This window comes from Psychrobacter communis (assembly GCF_014836505.1).
GTDB lineage: Bacteria > Pseudomonadota > Gammaproteobacteria > Pseudomonadales > Moraxellaceae > Psychrobacter > Psychrobacter faecalis.
This window is the reverse complement of the sequence record NZ_JACSQR010000033.1, coordinates 1-19,538: the sequence shown is the minus strand read 5'-3', so window position 1 is coordinate 19,538 and position 19,538 is coordinate 1. Positions and strand designations below refer to the sequence as shown.

The window sequence follows — 19,538 nt, the reverse complement described above, 5'->3', positions numbered from 1 at the left end:
GCGCTATATACACAGTGGGCTGAGTGAGGAAAGAAGAAGATTATGAGAATTGTTTCCGATAAAATGCCAAAAGTAGATGTGGCAAGTATCTTAACCGCAGAAGAGATTGCGGCTATCCATGAGTTTATGCATCATTATCCCCATCCGCGAGCAGCGTCTTTAGATGCCCTAAAAATCGTACAAAAGCGTAACGGCTGGGTCGATGATGCGCAAGTTAATGCCATCGCCAATATTCTAAATATCCCTGTGACCGACATGGATGGGGTGGCAACTTTCTTTAACCGTATCTATCGTCAGCCGGTCGGTCGCAATGTCATCCTTATTTGCGATTCGGTCGCTTGTTATTTAACGGGCTACGAAGCGCTGGCGGCTGAATTAAAAGCGCAGCTGGGCATCGACTATGGTCAAACCACCGCTGACAACCGCTTTACGCTATTGCCGATTTGCTGTTTGGGCAACTGTGACAAAGGTCCTTCTGTGTTAATCAATGAAGACACCTATGGTCCTGTGCAGCCCACTGAAGTCGCCCAATTGTTGGAGCTATACGCATGAGTTTAACCATTTCAGAGCAGATTGCTCGTCGCGGTCAAGGCAAAGCGCCAAGCCAATTAAATGACCAGCGCATTCCTGTTTATGGCGACAAAGCAACCGCAACTAGTGAAACCAAACCGCTTACATGGCGCCTCGCCCATCACGATGCGGTATTGGACTTAGCCACTTATGAATCGCTACGCGGATTTGAAGCCTTAAAGATGGCTTTAAACCAATCACCAGCCGATACTTTAAATACCATTAAAGAAGCCGTAGTCAAAGGTCGTGGCGGTGCAGGTTTCCCAGCCGGTATTAAATGGTCGCTCATGGCACCACCCGATGGTGGTCCACGCTACTTAGTCTGTAATGCCGATGAGATGGAGCCGGGCACTTTTAAAGACCGTCTCTTGATGGAGCGTCTGCCGCTACAGCTTATCGAAGGTATGCTGATTTCTGCCTACGCGATTGGTGCAACGGCAGGTTATATCTTTATTCGTGGTGAATATATCTTAGCAGCGGAGCGTTTAAATACAGCGCTTGAAGAATTGCGTGCCAATAATTTGGTCGGCGACAATATCTTAGGCTCAGACTTTAGCTTTGATTTGCACGTCCATACCGGCGCTGGTCGTTATATTTGCGGCGAAGAAACCGCTTTGATTAACTGCTTAGAAGGTCGCCGAGCCAATCCGCGTACCAAACCGCCTTTTCCACAAGTGGCAGGTGCATGGGGTCGTCCGACTGTGGTTAATAACGTTGAAACCTTGCATAACGTTTCAGCGATTATTTTGCATGGTAGTAAATGGTATCAAGACTTACCAAAAGCCAAAGGCGTAGTCGAAACCCCAGGTACTAAGCTATTTGGTTGTTCAGGTTTGGTCAATGACCCAGGACTATGGGAGCTACCTTTTGGTTATACAGCACGTGAGATTATCGAAGATTTCGCTGGCGGTATGCAAGAAGGTAAAAAGCTCAAAGCATGGCTCCCTGGCGGCGCATCAACCGACTTTTTAACCGCTGAGCATTTAGATACCGTTGTCGACTTTGACACCATTCAAAAAGCTGGTAGCCGTATGGGTACTGGGCTAATCATGGTCGTCGATGAAGAACAAGACATGGTGCCATTATTGCGTAACCTTGAGATTTTCTTCCAGCGCGAGTCATGCGGTTGGTGTACACCGTGCCGTGATGGTCTACCGTGGGGCGTTAAATTGCTCACGGCCATCAATGATGGTCAAGGCCAAATCGGTGACGTTGAGAAATTAGAAGGCTTAACCCGTGACTTGTGGATCGGTAAAACCTTCTGCGCCCATGCGCCGGGTGCGATGGAGCCACTGATGAGTGCGATTAAATATTTCCGTCCTGAGTTTGATCAAAAAATTGCGCAGGCGGTTGGCGAAGATGTCATTGAGGCTGCAGCTCATCAACAGCCAGAAGTGAAATAAGGAGAGCGGCATGGCAGTCATACATATTGATGGAACCACTGTCGAAGTAGATAGCAGCGACAACTTGCTCCAAGCATGCTTGTCACTCGGCATTGATGTGCCGTATTTTTGTTATCACCCCGCCTTAGGTTCAGTCGGCTCTTGCCGTCAGTGCGCGGTCAAGCAATATCAAAATAAAGAAGATATGGAAGCGGGTCGCGGGCGCTTGGTAATGTCCTGTATGGTCGCTCCTAGCGATGATATGTACATTTCAGTCACCGACGATGAAGCCAAAGCCTTTCGTAAGTCGATGGTTGAGCTATTGATGGTCAACCACCCACATGACTGTCCAACTTGTGAAGAGGGCGGTCATTGTCATTTGCAAGACATGACCTATATGTCAGGTCATAGCCGTCGTCGCTATCGCTTTACCAAGCGTACGCATCACAATCAAGAGCTTGGACCGTTTATTGCGCATGAGATGAACCGCTGTATCGCTTGTTATCGCTGCGTACGTTTTTATAAAGACTACGCGGGCGGTGAAGATTTGGGCGTTTATGGTTCAAATGAACGCGTTTATTTTGGTCGTGATAAAGACGGTCAGTTCGAAAGCGAGTTCTCAGGTAACCTAACCGAAGTCTGCCCAACGGGTGTATTTACCGATAAAACCCACTCTGAGCGCTATAACCGTAAATGGGATATGCAGTATGCACCAAGTATTTGTCATGGCTGCTCAGCCGGTTGTAACATCTCAGCGGGCGAGCGTTATGGGGAATTGCGCCGTATCGAAAACCGTTATAACGGTGAAGTAAACCGTTACTTCTTATGTGACCGTGGTCGCTTCGGTTACGGTTATGTCAATCGCGAAGATCGCCCAACGCAGGCGCTCGAGCGTATCAATGACAAGCATGTCAAAATCAATATCGATTATGCGCTTGATGAAACCATCAAACGTATCAAAGACAAAAAAGTTATCGGTATTGGCTCACCACGTGCCAGTCTTGAGACCAACTTTGCGCTAAAAAATATGGTTGGCTTTGATAGCTTTTCAACCGGTCTAAACCATCAGCAGCAAGCACTGGTCAATAAATGTATTGAAGTATTAAGCACTGAAGGCATTTATAACCCCGGTATGGCTGATATTGAAAGTCATGATGCGGTATTGGTATTGGGTGAAGATATTACCCAAACCTCATCACGTGTGGCGCTATCGATTCGTCAAGCGGCAAAAAACGAAGCCATTAAAATGGCTGCTGCGACCAAAACCCAATCTTGGCTGGCTGAGCCAGTCAAACGTATTGGTCAAGGCGTGCAAAGCCCGGTCTATATCATCGATGTTATCCAAACCAAACTAGAAGATATCAGTAAAGTTAGCGTCGTTGCCACACCAGAAGATATTACCAAACTTGGTTTTAAAGTCGCCGATGCGATTGCCAATCTTGTAGATGATTTAGCCCAGATAGCAGACGCGCAACGTGCCCAACAAGATGCTGATGAAGCGTCTGATCCAATGCAAGCGCTAGCCCAGCAAATTGCTTATGACTTAATTCAAGCTGATAAGCCGTTGGTGGTCTCGGGAACTAGTTTATCATCGATTGCTTTGATAGAAGCAGCGGCGCAAATCACCCAAGCGCTGACCCAAAAGCGTGCGGCGATTAAAGCCGCTGAGCAGCAGCAGGTCGAAGCGCATAACGCTAAGGTCGAAGCTGCTGAAGCACAAGCAGCAACGGCGCAGCAAAGCGAAGACAAAGACTTATCTGCTAAACCAAATAAACCAGAGACTGGCGTTGATACCGAAGCGCAAGACGATGTCGAGCGCGAGCCTGCAACCAAGCTTGAGCTCAAAGAGGTTAATAAAAACTATCACGCGCAAGCGGGTATTTATTTGGCGGTTCCCGATGCCAATAGTATTGGCGTTTGTATGCTTGGTGGTCAATCGGTCGAAGAGTTATTAGCGACCGATTTTGATGTGGTCATCGTGGCCGAAAACCAATTAACCGATGCCATTGATGCGCATAAGTTAACCCAGCTATTGGCGGATAAAACCGTTATTGCCCTTGACCATCAATTGCTTGATTGGCATAAAGACGTCGATATCGTCTTGCCAGCCGCAAGCTTCGCAGAAGCAGATGGTACGCTTATCTCTGCTGAAGGTCGTGCACAGCGCTTCTTCCAAGTTTATGATAACGAATACTATCATCCAATGAGCAGTATCAAAGAAGGCTGGCGCTGGTTGCATGCAGTCCATAGCAGCTTGGAAGGTCGTGATGTCGATTGGACGCTGCTTGATGACGTTATCAATGCTCTAATCGCTACCCATCCTAAGCTTGCGGGTATTAAAGACGCCGCTCCTGACGCTGATTACCGCATGACTGGTCTAAAAATTGCCCGTCAGCCGCGTCGCTACTCAGGTCGTACCTCGATGCGTGCGCCCGTATCTGTGCATGAGCCGATGCAACCAAAAGATTTGGATACCGGCTTAACCTTCTCAATGGAAGGTTATAGCGGTAAGCAGACGCCAAGCTCGATGATTCCTTTTGCCAGTGCGGCCGGTTGGAACTCACCGCAAGCGTGGAATAAATACCAAGACAAAGTTGGTGGTAGCCTGAGAAATGGCGATCCGGGCGTCCGTTTATTTGATCGCTTAGAGCGTCTTGCCACGCGTCAATACGTTGCACCAGAAGCTACCTCGGCAACGACGACAGATATGCAGCAAGGACAAGCCAAACTGGTACCGGTTTATAACCTGTATGCCAGCTCGATGATGGCATCACGTAGCACAGTGGTTGCTGAGCAATTGCCGCTCGCTACATGGCGCGTCGGTATCGATGATGCCAAAGCATGGGGTCTTGCAGCGGGTGATTACCTAGCGATTGAGATTGATAAACAGCAAATTACCTTACCTGTTGAGTTCGTTGGTTACTTAGCAGAAGGCTGTATCGGCTATCCGGTTGGGCAGGTGAGTATTATCCATCCGTCCATGCCAGCGTCAGTACGCAAAGTCGATGCGCCGGTGACGATGATGGGCAGTATGGCAACTGATAATGCTGTCACAGCCAACAACAATAACCGCGCCACGCCAATAAACAGTGCGCCGACCACCACACAGGAGGTGTAATTTGCAAGTTACCCGTATTATCCCTGATGTGCCAAGCTTTTTGGCTGGTATGATGACTTTTGATACCTGGTCGATACTTTTTATGGTCGTGCAGGCGTTGGTTATCTTTTTGGTGGTCGTTATCGTGGCAGCGTTGATGATTGTTTATGAGCGCCGCATGCTAGCGCTTTGGCAAGACCGTTATGGTCCGAACCGTGTCGGTCCGTTTGGCTCATTGCAACTGGTCGCCGATATGCTCAAAATCTTCTTTAAAGAAGATTGGACGCCAAACTTTACCGATAAGTTTATGTTTACCTTGGCGCCAGCGGTTGCCATGTTTACTGCGCTGGCATCCTTTGCCATTATTCCTATTTCGCCAACCCTTGGGGTTGCTGATTGGGATATCGGCATTTTGTTCTTCTTTGCCATGGCAGGTATTGCAGTTTATGCGGTAATGTTTGGCGGTTGGGCATCGGCTAATAAATTCTCACTACTTGGTGGCTTACGTTCAGCAGCACAAACCATCAGTTATGAAGTTTTCTTAGGCTTATCATTGATGGGCGTTGTAGCTTTAACAGGCTCGTTTAACCTACGTGAAATTGTTGAATCGCAAATTGACGGCTGGTATATCATTCCACAGTTTTTTGGCTTTTTAACCTTTGTCGTTGCCGGTGTTGCCGTCACCCATAGACATCCATTTGACCAACCAGAAGCCGAGCAAGAGCTTGCTGAAGGTTATCATGTCGAATATTCTGGCATGAAGTTCGGTATGTTTTTCATCGGTGAATATGTCAACGTCGTGCTGATTTCTGCGCTGATGACCTGTTTGTTCTTCGGCGGTTGGCTTGCGCCGTTTAATTTAGATATTCCTTTTATTCCACCAGCTTTTTGGTTCATGATTAAAACGCTATTCTTTATGACCATGTTTATTTTGGCTCGAGGCTCACTCATGCGTCCGCGCTATGATCAGGTGATGAACTTTGGCTGGAAAATCTGCCTGCCGGTAACTTTGATTAATCTCTTGGTAACTGCCGCAGTGATTTTGATTTTCTCCCCAACGTTATAGTCATTACTAGTAGCCATTACTAGCCATTACTGATGAACTAGGGTAAAGCTGATAAGGATAATAATCCCATGTTTACTACGATAAAAAAGACCGTCATTGGTATGTTTACCATTGTCCGCAGTATGTGGATGGTCAATAGTCATGCAATCAGGCCGCGTGACACTATTCTTTATCCAGAAGAGCCGGTGCCAGTACCGCCACGCTTTCGTGGCCGTATTGTGTTGACGCGTGACCCTGATGGTGATGAGCGCTGCGTGGCTTGTAATTTATGTGCCGTAGCCTGTCCGGTTGCCTGTATCTCTTTGCAAAAAGCCGAGCGTGAAGATGGTCGCTGGTATCCAGAATTTTTCCGCATTAACTTTTCACGTTGTATCTTTTGCGGTTTGTGTGAAGAAGCTTGTCCGACGACGGCGATTCAGATGACGCCTGATTTTGAGATGGGTGAGTATGTCCGTCAAAACTTGGTTTATGAAAAAGAGCATTTGCTGATTTCAGGACCGGGTAAATATCCCGATTATAACTATTATCGCGTGACGGGTATGGCGGTAGCAGATAAACCAAAAGGCGCGGCGCAAAATGAAGCGGCACCGATTGATCTAAGGAGCTTGCTACCATGATGAATATTTTAAATAGTCCTGAATTGGCAGGGTTTTATGCGTTGGCAGCGGTGGCAATATTTGCCAGCTTGCGCGTGGTGACCCTTGCCAATCCAGTGCATGCTATTTTATCGATGATTGTGTCGTTATTGGCCATCTCAGGTATTTTCTTTGTCTTAGGTGCGCCGTTTGCTGGTGCGCTTGAAATTGTTGTTTATGCCGGTGCCATTATGGTGCTGTTCGTCTTCGTTATTATGATGCTAAATCTTGGCATGAGTAATGATGAGCGTGAAGAAAGCTGGCTTGATGCGGGCACTTGGGCAGTACCGACGGGGTTAACTATTATCATCGCGGTTGTGCTATATGCGTTGATAGGTCTTAATCATACCGATACGGCAATGATTGGTGGTACGACCATTTCAGCTAAAGCCGTCGGTACGGTGCTATTTACCAAATACGTTATGTTGGTCGAAGTGGCAGCATTGCTATTATTAGCTGCCTTGGTAGCTGCTTATCATTTGGGTAAAGAGTCTAGTGATGATGAGATTATCGGTCACGACGCTCACGACTATAATCAAAGCCATAAAAACAAAGCAAGCCAAGCCTCTAATCCAAATGTGGCTAGTATCAAACATTACGATGATAATGGCATGCCGAATACTGATGCGCTAAACAAGGCTGAACCATACGAATATAAAGAGGTTGACCCGCTTGACTATGTCGGTATGAATGTCGGTAAGCAAGCGGATATACAACGAGTCACGCGCAAGGAGTCAGACTGATGGTACTAGCAGCGAGCGTGGCACAGGAGGTTGCAAATGTGCCGTTTGCCCACGAGGTAGCAGGCTTTGTGCAGCCTGCTACTGAGGCGCAAAATGTACTGGGTATGATACCCATGAGCCATGGATTGATTTTGGCCGGTATTTTATTTGCAATCGGTCTGTGCGGTGTCATGGTGCGGCGTAATTTCTTATTTATGCTGATGAGCCTTGAGATCATGATGAATGCGACGGCTTTGGCATTTGTGGTCGCCGGTAGCCGCTGGGTCGATCCAGATGGACAGATTATGTTTATCTTTATTTTGACACTAGCAGCAGCAGAGGCAGCCATTGGTTTGGCAATATTATTGCGGTTTTACCATCAGCGTGGGCATCTCGATGTCGATAGCGCCAATGAGATGAAAGGATGATGTCATGAGTTTATTACCATTAACCTTTATATTCCCGCTCGTTGGCTTTTTGATTTTAGCCTTTATGCGCGACAAATTAAGTGAGCAGGTAGCAGCGATTGTTGGTGTCGGTAGCATGCTGCTATCAGCGCTATGCACGCTCATGGTCAGCTATACCTTTTTGACTAACAATCCTGCCGGTACGGTTATCGAGATTCCGCTATGGACATGGTTCCAAGTTGGGGATTTCGCGCCAAGTTTTGGCTTAAGCTTTGATGGCTTGGCATTAACGATGACGGGTGTTATTACCGGTATCGGCTTTTTGATTCATCTGTTTGCCGCTTGGTATATGAAAGGTGAAACAGGCTTTGCGCGCTTCTTTAGCTATATGAACTTATTCGTTGCCAGTATGTTATTGCTGGTATTGGCCGATAACTTGTTCTTACTTTATCTTGGCTGGGAAGGCGTCGGTATCTGTTCGTACCTTTTGATTGGTTTTTATTATCAAGACCGTGCCAATGGTCGGGCAGCGATGAAAGCCTTTACCGTCACCCGTGTTGGTGATGTGTTTTTGGCCTTTGGCTTGTTTTTATTATTCCGCGAATTTGGCACCCTGCATATTCAAGAGATTATTACCCGCGCGCCAGAAATCTTTGATATCAATAATCCAACGATGATTTTGACCACTATTATGCTCGTTGGTGGGGCGATGGGTAAATCAGCGCAGCTGCCACTACATACCTGGCTTGCTGATGCGATGGCAGGTCCAACGCCTGTATCTGCTCTGATTCATGCCGCAACCATGGTGACCGCAGGTGTATATCTGATTGCGCGTCTACATCCATTATTTCTTCTCACCCCGGGCGTACTGTTGTACTGGGTTGGGGCAGTGGGTGCATTGACGCTCGTCGTTGCTGGATTTTGTGCGTTGGCACAAACCGATATTAAACGTATCCTTGCTTATTCGACTATGAGCCAAATTGGCTATATGTTCTTAGCACTCGGCGTTGGTGCATGGCAAGGAGCTATTTTCCACTTGATGACGCATGCTTTCTTTAAAGCCTTGCTATTTTTATCATCAGGTGCGGTCATACTTGCGGTACATCATGAACAAAATATCTTTAAGATGGGCGGCTTACGCAAAAAGATACCGCTAGTATTTTGGTGCTATATCGTCGGTGGCGGTGCGCTGGCGGCAATCCCTTGGGTTACCGTTGGCTTCTATTCTAAAGAAGCGATTTTGTGGGAAAGCTACGCAACCGGTCACCAAGTCCTATTTTATATGGGTGTATTCGGTGCGTTCTTAACCGCGCTTTATACCTTCCGTATGATTTGGATTATCTTCTTTGGTGAAGAAAAAACCCACGCGCATAAACTATCTGGTGTGTCATATTGGCTGCCATTGACGGTGCTACTGGTATTATCAACCGCCGTTGGTGCGTGGATTACGCCGCCATTACAAGGCGTCTTGCCAGAAAGCGTTGGGCACTTATTAGAAGTGGCTGGTCAAGCGCATGACAAACATACGGCGGAATATATCGCTATGGGTGCGATGCTTGCAGGCTTAATTCTCGCAGCACTGTTATATGTCGCCGATAAAGGTCGCATGCTGACCCGCTTTAAGCGCACCTCTATAGGCGCAGCGTTATATCATTGGTGCTATCACGGTATGGGCTTTGATGCGCTATACGATATAGTTTTTGTAAAACCCTTTTTGTTCATCGGCCGCTTATTTAAAGCCGACCCTATCGATAAAACGTGGCTTATATTACCGAAACTGGCATCTGCTGGTAATAAGGTATTGTCTGCGACGCAAACAGGGTCACTTCGAGGTTACGCTGCAAGCTTTGGCTTGGGCGTGGCTGTGCTGTTGGTGCTGGTAATGATGACGGTGGTATAAGATGATAGAGTTACAACAAACGTGGATGCTACCAGCATTAATTGCAATTCCTTTTATCGCAGGGTTGCTCTGTTGGTTGGTCGAACGCTTTAATAAACGTCTGCCGCGCTGGATTGCTCTAATCGGTATGACGTTGACCTTTGCTTTGTCACTGGTATTGTGGCAATACGGCGATTATAGCGGCATGAGTAAGCAGGTGATTGCGCCTCAGGCAAACGTGCCATGGGTCGCAGAATTCATGGTGCCATGGATACCAAGCTTTGGTATCAGCTTTCATTTAGCGCTAGATGGTTTATCGCTGCTGATGGTTGGTTTAACAGGCCTGCTCGGTATTGCGGCGGTTGCCTGTTCGTGGAATGAGATTCAACGCCGCGTTGGTTTCTTCCATCTTAACCTTTTATGGAGCTTGGGCGGCGTTATTGGCGTTTTCTTGGCCATTGACCTGTTCTTATTCTTCTTCTTTTGGGAGATGATGCTGGTTCCGATTTACTTCTTGATCGCTATTTGGGGTCATGATGTGGTCGGCGGCAAGACCAAAGAATACGCGGCAACCAAATTCTTTATTTATACCCAAGCCTCTGGTCTTATCATGCTGGTCGGTATTTTGATATTGGTCATTATCAGCTATGCGCAAAAAGGCGTGGTGAGCTTTAATTATAATGACTTACTCGGCACTTCACTTGGCGGCTGGGAATATCCGATCATGCTGTGCTTCTTTATTGGCTTTGCCGTTAAATTGCCGATTTTCCCTTTTCACGGCTGGCTACCTGACGCCCATGCGCAGGCGCCAACCGCAGGTTCGGTGGATCTGGCAGGGGTTTTGATTAAGACTGCTGCTTATGGTTTGATTCGTTTTGTCATACCGTTATTCCCAGCAGCGTCACAAGATTTTGCGCCGATTGCCATAACCTTGGGTACCATAGGTATCTTTTATGGGGCATGGCTGGCCTTTATGCAAACTGATATGAAGCGTTTACTGGCTTATACCAGTATCTCGCATATGGGTTTTGTGGTCTTGGCCATTTACGCGGGTACCCTAATCAGCTTGCAAGGTTTGATAATTCAAATGCTGGCGCACGGTTTAAGTTCGGCGGCGCTGTTTATTATGGCAGGACAGTTATACGAGCGCTTGCATACGCGCGATTTGACCTTGATGGGCGGTATGTGGGGTCAGTTCCGTTATTATGCGCCGATTCTGATGTTCTTTTGTGCCGCTTTACTTGGTATTCCGGGTACCGGTAATTTCATCGGCGAGTTCTTAATTTTATTTGGCGCCTTTGCTGATTATCCAGTGTTTGTGGTATTTGCGACCTTTAGCTTGGTATTGGCAGGTTTATACTCGCTTATCTTGATTCACCGTGCCATGTTCGGTAGCAATAATATTAAAGAAGTGGCGTTACGAGAAACCGAAACCCATGGTTTGCCTTCCCGTCCATTAAAAGATTTGGGTAAGCGCGAGCTCTCGTTATTACTGATGCTCGCAGCAGGTTTGGTCTGGCTCGGACTGTATCCACAGCCGTTCCTTGATACTTCAAGTCACGCCATGCAGTGGATTAATAACGCATATATGTACAGTCAAGTGACACAAGTAGACGCATCGCAGCTGCTTGATGCAATGGAGGCACGTTAAGTCATGAATGAATTTACGATGAATGATTTGATGGGGCTGATGCCTTATGCGCCAATCATTGCGGTAGTGTTGACTGTATTGGTGGTGATGATTGCCATTACCATTAAGCGCTCACATATGGTAATCGGTACTATTTCGGTGGTTGGTTTAAACATAGGGCTGTTTGCCTTGCTTGGGCAAATGGCTGGCATCATCGATAGCGGTACGCTTGTGCCAACAGCTGAGCAGTTATTTGTGATTGATAACTTTGCCCAGTTTAATATGGTGGTCATCTTAATCTGTGCTTTGGCCTGTTTTACGCTGTCTTATGCCTATCTAGCCGATTTAGATGATCATAAAGAAGAGCTGTATTTGCTCATGCTGCTATCGACTGTTGGTGCGCTACTGATGGTCAGCGCCCAGCATTTAGCCTCATTCTTTATGAGCCTTGAGATGCTATCGATTCCGCTTTACGGCATGCTGGCTTATACCTATATGCGTAAGCGCTCGCTTGAGTCGGGGCTAAAGTATTTGGTGCTCTCAGCCACGGCATCAGCAACGCTGCTGATGGGTATGGCGTTTATTTATGCAGAAGTGGGCTCGCTTGCTTTCAAGCCTATCAGCATGACGTTGGTCGATCTCTTCGAGTCGCCATTATTAATCGTCGGTACGGCGATGATGATGTTTGGTATTGCTTTTAAACTGTCTGCTGCGCCATTTCATATATGGACGCCAGATGTATACGAAGGCGCACCAGCACCTGTCGCCACTTATTTGGCATCGGTCACCAAAGTGGCGATGATGGCGCTTGCCGTTCGCTTCTTAATTGATACGTCGCTATTGGCATTGCCATCAGTACAGATGCTATTAATGGTCATGGCAACCTTATCGATACTAGTGGGTAACTTATTAGCGGTGCGTCAGACCAGCCTTAAGCGCCTGCTTGGTTATTCGTCGATTGCCCATATGGGTTATGTGCTTATCGTGATTGTCAGCATTGGCTCAGCCGCTGATAGTATCTCAAGCATGTATATGGCGATTTATGCCTTTACCTCCATCGGTGCTTTTGGCGTCGTCACCTTGATGTCGAGCCCATATCGCTTGGCTGGTGAAGCGGATGAATTGACCCATTATCAAGGGCTGTTCTGGCGTCGTCCGGTATTGACTGCGGTTATGACCATTATGATGTTGTCATTGGCAGGTATTCCATTGACCGCAGGCTTTATCACTAAGCTATTTGCGATTCTAGCCGCCGTTCAAGGTACCAACTGGTTCTTAGCTGGCATGATTATCTTGGGGAGTGCCATTGGTCTGTTTTATTACTTGCGCGTCATGCTCACGCTATTTAAACGTCCGAAACAATTTATTGAATTTGACGTCTCAAAGCAGTGGGGCTTGCGTACGGGCGGTATTATGGTCATTGCTGTCACCGCCATCATCCTCTTCTTTGGTATATTGCCAAACAGTATGATTGAATGGGCAAGTTTGGCTCGTATTTGGTAAGTATAAAGTATGAGCAGGGGTTTTCGATATTGATAACCGCTGCTTATTGATAATGATGGTTAGAAAACCAAGATGCGCCAGCTCTGTGATAAGTTTGGCGCATCTTTTGTTTTAGAGCCTTTAAAAAGTCAAAAACATAGCCATCTATAACCATAAGCAATCATAAATCATAAAAAACGAGGGTGAATCATTATTATGAGTGACAATATTCAAAAAGTAACGGTGCTCAGTAAAACCACGTGGACGCCCAATCTCTTTAGCTTTACCGTCAGTCGTCCTGATAGCTTTAAATTTACCGCAGGACAGTTTGTACGCTTGGGCGTTAATCCCAGTCAATTAAACTACTATAAGCAGTTGAGTGCAGTAGCTGAAGATGAAGATGAAGAAGACGAAGATCTGAACGAAACACTGGATGAGGATATTTTCCGCGCGTATTCAATCGTCTCTTCACCCTTCGATGAAATCCTAGAATTTTTCTCTATTGTCATCCCTGATGGCGCCTTTACCTCGCAGCTACAACATCTAGAAGTCGGCGATGAGCTATTATTAAACACCATGCCTTTTGGCTTTTTAACTTTAGCTCGTTATCAAAAACCGCTGCCAAAGGATTTATGGTTATTGGCAACAGGTACAGGTTTAGCGCCATTTTTGTCGATGCTGCAAGACTTAAAAACTTGGGAAGACTACGAGCATATCGTCTTGGCTTATAGCACGCGCTCGGCAGAAGAGCTTGCTTATATGGACAAGATTGAAAGCTTACAAGAAGATTTTGGCTCGTTGGTGGACAATCCAGCCAATCTTATCTTTATTCCTATCGTTACTCGCGAGCCTGTCGAGGGCGCATTAACTGAGCGCTTGCCAAAACTCTTATTAGATGGCACGTTGCAAGCGCGCGCCGGTATTGACTTAGACGTCGATAGTACGCACGTGATGCTATGCGGCAACCCAGAAATGGTCGAAGATACCAAAGAGACGTTAAAGCGCTTAGGCTTAGTGATGAATCGCCGCGGCGAGGGCAATATCGCAGTAGAAAACTATTGGTAAGCCTATGATTGCTACAAGTTGATAGAGTCAGTATTTATTAAAAAAACGCCAATGCTTAAAGATAATCGTCTTTAAGTATTGGCGTTTTTTGTAGGCAGCGTTTGGAAGGTTTGTAATACGTCTATAAAAATAGGCTTATGAAGTAGGTTCTAAACTTGGCTCAGTAGCGTCAGCAATCGGATTGATAGGCCCTTGCATCAATTCAGGCTCATCCTTATCGCTAATGATATCTTCATTGGCATTGCTGGCCAGCAAATCTCGATAATTAATTTGCGTTTTAAGCACCAACTGCTCTTCTTCAAGCTCACCATAATTGACTTGCACTTTATATAAGGTGCTCATTATTTTTTTGTTCTTTTTTAGCCAGCGATTGATATCAAGGTAGATAATCTCTTCTTTGGCGCGGGCAATATTGATATAAGACAAAATAAAACCTAACGGGTCTTTTTTGAGCACGCTATGATAAAACCAAATAAACAGTTTGAGCCCTTGGCGTTTGATAAATGATTCGCAGCGTAGATTAAGGACATCGGTATAAGTCAGCTGTCCAAAAACAAAGCGCTGGACGTTGCGATCCAGCTGCACATGAACCAAGCTAAAATTACTTGCTACTTCTGCATAAATCCCGCCAACATCAATAGTACAATATAAACGGAACCAGTCGTCATGTATCTCAACGCGCAGCTCTAAAATGGCTTTGACGTTATCGGTGACAAATTTTTGCAGCGCATCGTTGACGTAAATTTGGGCAACCGGCAAGGACAGCTCTTCCTCGAATTTATCCGTGGTTCTGTCATAGATAGTTTTGACGGCTTGGCTAAGACGCTCCCAGCCATCGCTAAAGGACTCGTCAAAACGGTCAGCGATACTGTCAAATAACTCTTCAAAACTGTCTGAATTATCCATATTGTCCATATGCTCAAAGTTACTCAAACTTATTATCCTTATAATTATTCATTATTTAATGTCAGGCGCAAAAAGGGTATATAAAACAGTATATATCAAAATGACAGTAGGCAAAATGGACGTCTACGTTTTGTATCATTGGGCAGTTTGGCTGTCTACTATCAAATGTAGAAAACTTTCAAATGTATAAAACCTTTGTGAGGTTTTCTCTAAAAACGCGGTTTTTAAAGTTGGCAGTGAATAAATTGATAAACAAGCCTGCATATAAGTGATTGATTGAGTAGCGACGGTATAAGCTTGTGCTAGCGACGCAATTCTATCTCATGGTATGATAGCGCCGGCATTGGTCGACGAGTGCTTAGTTTATCTAAGAGCTTTTATGACGCCTTGTATCGACCGCCCTTATATAGCCAATTCAATATAAAAGTGGTTGGTTTAAAATAGCGCTCTGCTAGAATAAATTTTCCTCGCTTGCTGTGCGCTTCGTACTCCAGAGGCTTCGCAAAATTTATTCCAGCAGTCCTATAACATTTCTAAATGGAATCTACTCTACTATATTCATCAGCTGAGACCCACTGTGACTTCGATTAAAGACTCGCAAAGCTATCATTTTTCAGCGCAAGCGCCCAAGCGCGATATCAGTTTGCCGATGGCGGTGGTGATAGCCGTCAGTGTTCATGCGCTGATTATTTTTGGCATTAGTTTTTCGCTGGGGCAAGATCCTGCTGGCATGATGCAGGACGTTGCAAAAGCTTTGACCGAGAATATGCAGCCAAATGAAGACGCGCAGTTTATTGCCAATGCGTCCCAACAAGGCGGCGGCACGGTGCAAGAGCAAATACGCCAAGAAACCGACCAGAGTAGTCCGGTGGCAGCCGAGCAAATGAGCGAGACGCAAGATGTGATTGACCTGCAGCGTCAAGTTCGGCAGCAGCGCTATCAAGAAAGCTATCTACGTACCACGCTTAGCTGGCGTCAAGCGAGTGTCGAGTCTGATAATGACAGCAAGCAAGAACAAGATGACATGAAGGCGCAAGAAGAGCGTCTGCGTAAGCAAATCGCGACTTTAGAGGCGCAACTGTCACAGCGGCAACAGCTGTATGCGACCAAATCAAAAGTCGTGACCGTCGATAGCAACTCGACAACCCGCGGTGCTGCTGCCGATTATATCAATACCTTTCGCGAGCACGTTGAGCGCGTCGGGAATCTGCAATATCCTGCGCAAGCGCGCGCGCAAGGTATCACCGGCGAGGTCCGTTTGATGGTGATTATTAGCAATGATGGCAATATTAAAGCCATTCGTTTACTTGAGAGCTCAAACTCGACGATACTAGATGAGGCGGCCAAGCAGTCGGTCAGACAAGCGGCGCCCTTTGGTAAATTTACCGAAGATATGAATGATATTGTTGAGCTGCGTCTGATACGTACCTATCGTTACAGTGATAGAGTAGACGTCACCCATTAACTTTGTTTAAATTTAGTGCCGGTCTTATATAGTTATTATGCATTTTTTAAAAAAGGTTAAATGATAATAAACATTAAAAAGACAAAAATTAATGATAAAACAGTTTGGAAATAAAGAGCCAGTATGGAATTTTTAGGTTTTACCGTCGATCTTACTACCTTAACAGAAAATGCGCTCAGCATTGCGCTTAAAATCGCATTTGCCTTATTAATATTTATGATAGGGCGCTGGTTAGCAAAGAAAATCGTCACCATCAGCAATCGCATTATGCTACGTAGCCATTTAGAAGCGACAGCGGCCAATTTTTTAAGCCGCTTATTATATGGCATATTATTGGTCGTCGTTATTTTGGCGGCGCTGAGTAAAGTCGGAGTCCAGACCACTTCAGTCGTCGCTATCTTGGGCGGCGCGGCGGTGGCGATTGGTTTGTCACTGAAAGATCAGCTATCCAACTTTGCCGCTGGTATTATGATTGTGACCTTTCGCCCGTTTGTTCGCGGCGATTATGTACAAATTAGCAGCTATACTGGTACAGTCACCGAGATCACCTTAGTCAATACCCATTTAACGACCATCAATAATCACGATATTATCATTCCAAATGGCGATATCACCACCTCGGCGGTGATTAACTATACGGCGTTACCCAACCGCCGCGTCGATATCACCGTAGGTATTGGCTATGACGCCGATATCAAAACCGCCAAAGATATTATGCTAAATTTGGCAAAAAACAATCCAATGGCCTTTACGGATCCAGCGCCTGTGATACGCGTGACCAATTTGGGAGATAATTCCGTTGATTTAACCTTGAATGTCTGGACCACCAATGATGATTGGTGGGCGATGCAGTGTGATTTATTAGAACAATTCAAAAACGCGCTTGATGATAACAAGATTGACATCCCATTCCCGCAGCGCAGTGTGCATGTCAAAGGCTTAGATCAGATGATTAATCAGATGGATCAAGCGCAAAAAACCATGTTAAAGAAAGGTTAAACAAGGCTAAAAATCTTAGAGATAAGGGTTTGGTAGGCCTAGCCCTGCCAAAATAGCAATCTCAAAGCTTTCCATCTCATCTTGCTCAGCTTGTCCGAGCTCATGGTCAAAGCCCAGTAGGTGCAGTATACCGTGTATCAATAAATGGCTGATATGCTGCGCCACGGTCTTTTTTTGCTCAGTAGCTTCACGTACCACCACAGCATGACAAATCACCAGCTCGCCTAGCGGCAACGTTGGCATCAGCCCAATGATTGCCGCTGGCAAGTCGCTTGGGTAGGATAAAATATTGGTGGCATAATCTTTGCCGCGCGCCTCTAAATTTAGCTCTTGACCTTCGAGGGCATCGGTAATATAAATATCGAGCGCTTTGGTTTTTTCCTGCCATATCTCAGTATCGATATCAGCAAAGTAAGGCAGTATCAGACCATGGTTAATACGCTCATCGATATAATCCAATGTCGCCATCATGACTTTTAAAAGTTTTTCGCGATTATAAAAGCTCTCAAGTATCTCGTCATCGATGCTATCGGCGGCGCTAATATCAAGCACGGCTAAGTTCTCATCATTATTAAATGCGGCTAATTTTTCATCGTTCTCATTATTATTAAAACGACTATTAATATTCTCGTCTAAGTGATTGTCAGTATCATTCTGTTCGGCTGGGCTCATGCCACCCTCCTTTTTTATGTCAATGTGAAAATATCTAAGATTGATTAACTAGCAATAAATGTTTAACACTAAAAAACCGGATATAAAATCCGGTTTGTGTCATATATATACGTTGCTTAAAATAGATTATAACTTAGCGGTGGCATCAGAAATGGCTTGTTTACGCTCTTGTTCTTTCATGCGCTCAAACTTGCGCTTTTCTTGTAGGGCAAGTTGCTCTTCATCAAAAACATCATAAGCTTCAACGATTTTTTGCACCAACTGATGGCGCACGACGTCTTTTGAGTCAAACTTAGTGATATGAATCTCTTCAATACCGCTTAAGATATCCATCGCTTGCGCCAGACCTGATTTGTGCCCACGCGGCAAATCGACCTGAGTAATGTCACCGGTAATAACTGCCCGCGAGCCGAAACCTAAGCGCGTCAAAAACATTTTCATTTGCTCAGGCGTGGTATTTTGCGCTTCATCTAAGATAACAAACGAATTGTTTAGCGTACGACCGCGCATATAAGCAAGGGGGGCGACCTCAATGATTTGCTTTTCGAGCATTTTACCGACTTTATCAAAGCCAAGCATCTCATACAGGGCATCATATAAAGGGCGCAAATAAGGGTCAATTTTTTGAGTCAAATCCCCAGGTAAAAAACCCAGTTTTTCGCCAGCTTCTACCGCTGGACGCACCAATAAAATACGCTCAATCTCGTTGCGCTCAAGCATATCGACCGCACAAGCAACAGCAAGGTAGGTCTTACCCGTACCAGCAGGCCCAATACCAAACGACACATCAGAGGCTAAAATATCTCTGACATAACGCTGCTGATTACCACCGCGCGGAATGATTTTACCTTTACGGGTACGCAGACTAATTGGGGTAAAGTCAGTAGCGGCTTCCAAATTATCAGCATCTTCCTCGGCAGCCGATTGCTTATCAGCCTCTAAGTCTTCATCACGGGCGATGCTCGATTGAATGATTAAGTGCAGCTCTTCGGCGCTGATATCTTTGGTGTTTTGCGCTTCATCGACCATTTTATAAATGATGCGTTCGCCGCGCTCAACGCCCAAAATATCGCCACTTAAACAGAAGTCGCCTTGGCGTTGGCTGATTTTAATATCGAGGCGTTCTTGGATGTATTTCATGTGGTTATTATATTCGCCGAGCACGGTTTTCAGCTGTGCTGGGGTCAACGATTCAAAATGTATACGGCGGCTTATGGAATCAGTCAAGCGATTATCCTTGTATTTGGTTGCCCACTGCATGTTCGTTACTTCAGTGCATTAGTGCTTCTGTGCTTTTATGCATGATAGTCAGGCGGGCTTTAAAAATAAAATAATACGTCGTGTTTCAATGCTTTTTCATTGCGTTTATAACGGTTATGTAAATACTGAAAGTAGTGCTAATAAATATGACGGTAAAATTTTGCTAAAAATAGTTGTTGATAAGATGACAGTAATAAGTAAATGCCCTGTCTTCATTATGGTAGTTGACATACTCCCACCACTTTCGCTAAGCTCAAGTGGGGGATTCTAAAAGCGTTAGCGCTTAGGCGACTTTCTCACG

16 protein-coding genes are annotated in these 19,538 nt (G+C 45.6%); 13 read left to right on the top strand and 3 right to left on the bottom strand.

Going from position 1 to position 19,538, the window contains the following annotated elements; genetic code table 11:
* The first annotated feature begins 42 nt into the window (after positions 1-42).
* The 11 genes from nuoE to H9653_RS10250 all read left to right on the top strand — a co-directional run bounded on the left by nuoE (position 43) and on the right by H9653_RS10250 (position 13,935).
* On the top strand, positions 43-552 hold the full coding sequence (gene nuoE, locus H9653_RS10300; protein WP_068406529.1) for an NADH-quinone oxidoreductase subunit NuoE: 510 nt from the start codon (positions 43-45) through the stop codon (positions 550-552).
* Entirely contained in the window at positions 549-1,973 is a 1,425-nt protein-coding gene (gene nuoF / locus H9653_RS10295) for an NADH-quinone oxidoreductase subunit NuoF (protein WP_191692300.1), read from the top strand. The genes nuoE and nuoF overlap by 4 nt, the downstream gene beginning before the upstream one ends.
* 10 nt (positions 1,974-1,983) lie before the next feature.
* The gene (gene nuoG, locus H9653_RS10290; protein ID WP_191692299.1) at positions 1,984-5,070 is read left to right on the top strand and encodes an NADH-quinone oxidoreductase subunit NuoG; all 3,087 of its coding nucleotides are present in this window, start codon (positions 1,984-1,986) and stop codon (positions 5,068-5,070) included.
* A 49-nt stretch (positions 5,071-5,119) separates the two neighbouring features.
* Entirely contained in the window at positions 5,120-6,115 is a 996-nt protein-coding gene (gene nuoH / locus H9653_RS10285; RefSeq protein ID WP_144297284.1) for an NADH-quinone oxidoreductase subunit NuoH, read from the top strand.
* 68 nt (positions 6,116-6,183) lie between these two features.
* Entirely contained in the window at positions 6,184-6,732 is a 549-nt protein-coding gene (nuoI, locus tag H9653_RS10280; protein ID WP_191692298.1) for an NADH-quinone oxidoreductase subunit NuoI, read from the top strand.
* Positions 6,729-7,493, top strand: coding sequence for an NADH-quinone oxidoreductase subunit J (nuoJ, locus tag H9653_RS10275; protein ID WP_191692297.1), 765 nt, complete (start codon positions 6,729-6,731; stop codon positions 7,491-7,493). Before nuoI ends, nuoJ begins: the two co-directional genes overlap by 4 nt.
* A gap of 98 nt (positions 7,494-7,591) precedes the next feature.
* Positions 7,592-7,900, top strand: a complete 309-nt coding sequence (gene nuoK, locus H9653_RS10270) for an NADH-quinone oxidoreductase subunit NuoK (protein ID WP_045445153.1) — start codon at positions 7,592-7,594, stop codon at positions 7,898-7,900.
* 4 nt (positions 7,901-7,904) lie between these two features.
* On the top strand, positions 7,905-9,779 hold the full coding sequence (gene nuoL, locus H9653_RS10265) for an NADH-quinone oxidoreductase subunit L (protein WP_191692296.1): 1,875 nt from the start codon (positions 7,905-7,907) through the stop codon (positions 9,777-9,779).
* A gap of 1 nt (position 9,780) precedes the next feature.
* The gene (gene nuoM / locus H9653_RS10260; protein ID WP_191692295.1) at positions 9,781-11,409 is read left to right on the top strand and encodes an NADH-quinone oxidoreductase subunit M; all 1,629 of its coding nucleotides are present in this window, start codon (positions 9,781-9,783) and stop codon (positions 11,407-11,409) included.
* A gap of 3 nt (positions 11,410-11,412) precedes the next feature.
* Positions 11,413-12,891 carry an NADH-quinone oxidoreductase subunit N gene (locus tag H9653_RS10255; RefSeq protein WP_102077392.1) on the top strand — a complete coding sequence of 493 codons (1,479 nt, stop codon included), beginning with the start codon at positions 11,413-11,415 and terminating at the stop codon, positions 12,889-12,891.
* Positions 12,892-13,086: 195 nt separating this feature from the next.
* The gene (locus H9653_RS10250; RefSeq protein WP_191692294.1) at positions 13,087-13,935 is read left to right on the top strand and encodes a ferredoxin--NADP reductase; all 849 of its coding nucleotides are present in this window, start codon (positions 13,087-13,089) and stop codon (positions 13,933-13,935) included.
* 135 nt (positions 13,936-14,070) lie between these two features.
* Here the strand turns inward: H9653_RS10250 and H9653_RS10245 are convergent, their stop codons facing one another.
* Complete coding sequence (locus H9653_RS10245) at positions 14,071-14,850, bottom strand: hypothetical protein (RefSeq protein WP_156508516.1); 780 nt, start codon at positions 14,848-14,850, stop codon at positions 14,071-14,073.
* Positions 14,851-15,418: 568 nt separating this feature from the next.
* On the opposite strand from H9653_RS10245, the gene H9653_RS10240 reads away from it, so the two are divergent.
* Positions 15,419-16,306: an energy transducer TonB gene (locus H9653_RS10240; protein WP_306495500.1), complete on the top strand. Its 888-nt coding sequence runs from the start codon at positions 15,419-15,421 to the stop codon at positions 16,304-16,306.
* 123 nt (positions 16,307-16,429) lie between these two features.
* Positions 16,430-17,305: a mechanosensitive ion channel family protein gene (locus H9653_RS10235; RefSeq protein WP_191692293.1), complete on the top strand. Its 876-nt coding sequence runs from the start codon at positions 16,430-16,432 to the stop codon at positions 17,303-17,305.
* Positions 17,306-17,320: 15 nt separating this feature from the next.
* Here the strand turns inward: H9653_RS10235 and ybeY are convergent, their stop codons facing one another.
* Together ybeY and H9653_RS10225 are read right to left on the bottom strand one after the other, a co-directional pair.
* Positions 17,321-17,977: an rRNA maturation RNase YbeY gene (gene ybeY / locus H9653_RS10230; RefSeq protein WP_191692292.1), complete on the bottom strand. Its 657-nt coding sequence runs from the start codon at positions 17,975-17,977 to the stop codon at positions 17,321-17,323.
* Positions 17,978-18,103: 126 nt separating this feature from the next.
* A complete protein-coding gene (locus H9653_RS10225; RefSeq protein ID WP_225211719.1) occupies positions 18,104-19,204 on the bottom strand; it encodes a PhoH family protein in 1,101 nt (366 codons plus the stop codon).
* Between the last annotated feature and the right edge of the window lie 334 nt (positions 19,205-19,538).